Origin of the sequence: Aneurinibacillus sp. UBA3580 (genome assembly GCF_002375825.1) — a bacterium.
Taxonomy (GTDB): domain Bacteria; phylum Bacillota; class Bacilli; order Aneurinibacillales; family Aneurinibacillaceae; genus Aneurinibacillus; species Aneurinibacillus danicus.
On record NZ_DFMZ01000074.1, the window covers coordinates 1 to 3,466 of the forward strand.

Genomic DNA, 3,466 nt, shown 5'->3' on the forward strand with positions numbered 1-3,466 from the left:
CATGATTTTCACAGAAAAAGGAGTAAATAGAAACTGTTTGTTTTATGGAGTTATGCTTTTCCCGGATATGGCGTCATGAAGCTCTGGTATACCGGAAGGGTAGGAGCGAGCCAGACCTGACCGGTTCCCTCGAATGTCTGCAGCAAGCCTTCGCCGCTTGTTATGCCGCCCACCATCGATTTTGCCGAACGCTCCACAGAGAACGAGATGTCGCCGACGCGCACAAAGGCAAATGTGCCATCTACCTGCAAGCGGTCATTTGTAAGCTCTACGATATGGACTTCGTCCGGCGGTACCGGGCAGTGGATGACCAATAGGCCCGATCCGGATACTTCCGTCTGAAATAGGCCTTCGCCGCCAAACAAGGCGGAAGAGATGTTCTTCTGTACAGCGGTGGAAATCTTTAAGGATGATTCTCCTGCAAAGTAAATGCCTTTGTCCAATACGACACGCTGGTTAGCGACCGGAATGATTGCGTAATGTCCGAAGGATGGTTCAAGGTAAATCTCGCCGGTACCATTGTAAGTCGGACGGAACATTGTTTCTTTCGTCAGCGCGCTGCTTAAGAAGCGCTGTGCCATACCGGCCATGCTGCCTATCGTGTTCTCAAGTGCAATTCTTCCTTTCATGTACTGCAGCGCACCCTGCTCTACGGTAAAGCTTCCTTCGTTTAGTGTTGCTTTAATCTGGTGCAGCTTTACGCCGTTATGGCGCGCATAATACAAACTTGATGCCATTGCCGTGTCATGGAAACCTGCCAGGTTGTTAAATTCCAGAATTTCAACTTTGAGGCTGCCATCTGTGCTGGTTTTTGAATCGACTACTTTTATGTTTTCACTATACATCACATCGCCTCCTCTCTTCATTGTACTATATGAGCCATAGTCAGAAAATTTCATTTTTCCCTGAATGTGTTCTGTGCTGTCTGGCTGTTTCGTTTATAATAGGAGAAGGAAATGGTAGATTACTTGAAAAAGGGACGTTTTAAACATGAATATTTTAACGGCAGAAAATCTTTCGAAATCATATGGAATGAAGACCTTATTTGAAAATATCTCGTTCGGGATCCAAGACGGGGAGCGAATCGGCATTATCGGCGTCAACGGAACGGGCAAATCGACGCTGTTGAAAGTGCTGGCCGGTATGACTCCACCCGATGAAGGTACGGTAACGATAGGCAGTCGGGTGCGCGTGGAGTTTCTTCCGCAGAATCCTGTATTTGAAGAAGGAACGGTGCTGGATCAGATTTTTGCCGGCGACTCGCCATTAATCCAGTTGGTGAAAGAGTACGAGCAGACCATTGAGCAGATTAGCCGTGAGCCGGAGAATGCCAGACTGCAGCAAAAGCTGGCGGATTTGAATGAGCAAATGGATCGTGCGGGTGCCTGGGACGTGGAGACGAACGCAAAAACAATCCTGACCCGACTTGGCATTCATGATTTCTCGGCGCAGGTGGATCGTTTGTCCGGTGGTCAGCGCAAGCGGGTTGCGATGGCGCGCGCATTGATTAATCCAGCAGACCTTCTCATCCTCGACGAGCCGACGAACCATATCGACAACGAAACGGTGGAGTGGTTGGAAGGCTACTTGGCGCGATATAAAGGTGCACTGTTGCTGATTACGCACGATCGTTATTTTCTCGACCGTGTGGTAAACCGCATTGTCGAGCTGGACCGCGGCAGATTGTACACATATGACGGCAACTACAGCTATTTCCTCGAGAAGAAAGCGGAGCGTGAAGAGCGGGAGGCGGCGACGGAAGCGACCCGCCAAAATATTCTGCGCCGCGAACTCGCATGGCTGCGCCGGGGGGCGAAAGCGCGCACGACGAAACAGAAAGCGCGCATCGACCGCATTCATGAGATGCAGGCGAACAAGCCGCAGGCCCAGCAGCAGGCGCTTGAAATCGAATTGAAATCACAGCGCCTCGGCAAAAAGATTATTGAGCTGGATCATATCTCGATGGCGTTTGATGGCAAAACGCTTATCCGTGATTTCAGCTATATTGCCGTGCCCGGGGATCGCATCGGCATCGTCGGGCCAAACGGCAGTGGCAAATCGACATTGCTGAAAATCATTACAGGCAAGCTTACTCCAACCGAAGGCGAAGCCGTATTGGGTCCAACCGTTCGTCTGGGCTACTACGGGCAGGAGAATACGGAGATGGATGGCAACCAGCGGGTGATTGACTATATTAAGGAAGCCGGCCATGTTGTCCGTTTAGCGGACGGCAAGACGCTGTCGGCAGGACAGATGCTGGAACGTTTTCTGTTTCCGCCGGAAGCGCACGGAACCCCGCTTAGCCGCCTGTCCGGAGGCGAGAAGCGGCGTCTGTATTTGCTGCGTGTGCTGATGAGCGAGCCAAATGTTTTGCTGTTTGATGAGCCGACAAACGATCTGGATATTCAGACGCTGTCCATTCTTGAAGATTATCTGGAAAGCTTTCCTGGCGTCGTGCTTGTCGTGTCGCATGACCGTTACTTTCTGGATCGGACGGTGGACCGTCTGTTTGCGTTCGAAGGCGGCAGTATCAAAGAGTACTTCGGCAATTACAGCGAATACCTGGAGATTCGCAGGCACGAAGAGAGCCAGAAGCAGGCAGAGGTCGGGCAAGCGAAAAAGGAGCCGGAAGCACGGGAGAAAAAAGACAAACCCCGCCGGCTTACGTATAAGGAGAAGATGGAATTTGAGACAATTGAACAGGAAATCAGCGAATTGGAACAGCGGAGTGAAGCGCTTGAGCAGGAGATAGCGCAAACGGGAAGCGACTATAACCGCTTGCGGGAGCTGACGGATGAGAAAGAGAAAGTGGACGCGGAGCTGGAGGCAAAAGTGGAACGGTGGGCGGAACTGAGCCTTCTGGTGGAAGAAATTGAGGCGCAGAAAAGCTAGGCGCATGCTTTGCACCTATTCAGCTAACGTGGTATGATAGATAAGTATGTTTGTGTAGTCTACACGTGTGTGTTTAAAATAAAGAAGAACTAAGTAAAAAGGAGGAAGTTATGGCAAAGAAGTCAATGATTGTAAAATCGAAGCGGAAACCGAAATTCAAAGTGCAGGCTTATACCCGCTGCGAACGGTGCGGCCGTCCGCACTCCGTGTACCGCAAGTTTAAGCTGTGCCGGATTTGTATCCGCGACCTGGCGTATCAAGGACAACTGCCTGGCGTAAAAAAATCAAGCTGGTAATGTATGAATTCGGAAGGTGAGAGATCCTCGCTTTCCGTTTTTTTATGAATTAGCCGGGAACACTCGTGATTTCAGGCATGAGATGAATCGGCTTCGGACAAGGCGTGTTTTTTGACACGTCCATTGTCCGACCTATGTGATACCGTTTACCTCTGGCACGAAAACCAAGTGTCAAAAGCCAAGAAAAGATGGCAAGCCAATACGAACTTTTTGTATTCAACCGCAGGAACTGCGGGGATAGCCTGCTTATCTTTGCTCAATGTAGAAAAAGGCGAACG

General features: G+C 50.2%; 3 protein-coding genes. 2 read left to right on the top strand and 1 reads right to left on the bottom strand.

The genetic code is table 11. The annotated features are described in order from the left end of the window. Positions 1–50 precede the first annotated feature (50 nt). Positions 51–845, bottom strand: a complete 795-nt coding sequence (locus B2899_RS11155) for an AIM24 family protein (RefSeq protein WP_170230179.1) — start codon at positions 843–845, stop codon at positions 51–53. A 145-nt stretch (positions 846–990) separates the two neighbouring features. Here B2899_RS11155 and B2899_RS11160 point away from each other — a divergent pair, with 145 nt between their 5' ends. Together B2899_RS11160 and B2899_RS11165 are read left to right on the top strand one after the other, a co-directional pair. Beyond that, positions 991–2,892, top strand: a complete 1,902-nt coding sequence (locus B2899_RS11160) for an ATP-binding cassette domain-containing protein (RefSeq protein ID WP_286885818.1) — start codon at positions 991–993, stop codon at positions 2,890–2,892. A gap of 110 nt (positions 2,893–3,002) precedes the next feature. Beyond that, the gene (locus B2899_RS11165) at positions 3,003–3,188 is read left to right on the top strand and encodes a type Z 30S ribosomal protein S14 (RefSeq protein ID WP_146809289.1); all 186 of its coding nucleotides are present in this window, start codon (positions 3,003–3,005) and stop codon (positions 3,186–3,188) included. Positions 3,189–3,466 lie beyond the last annotated feature (278 nt).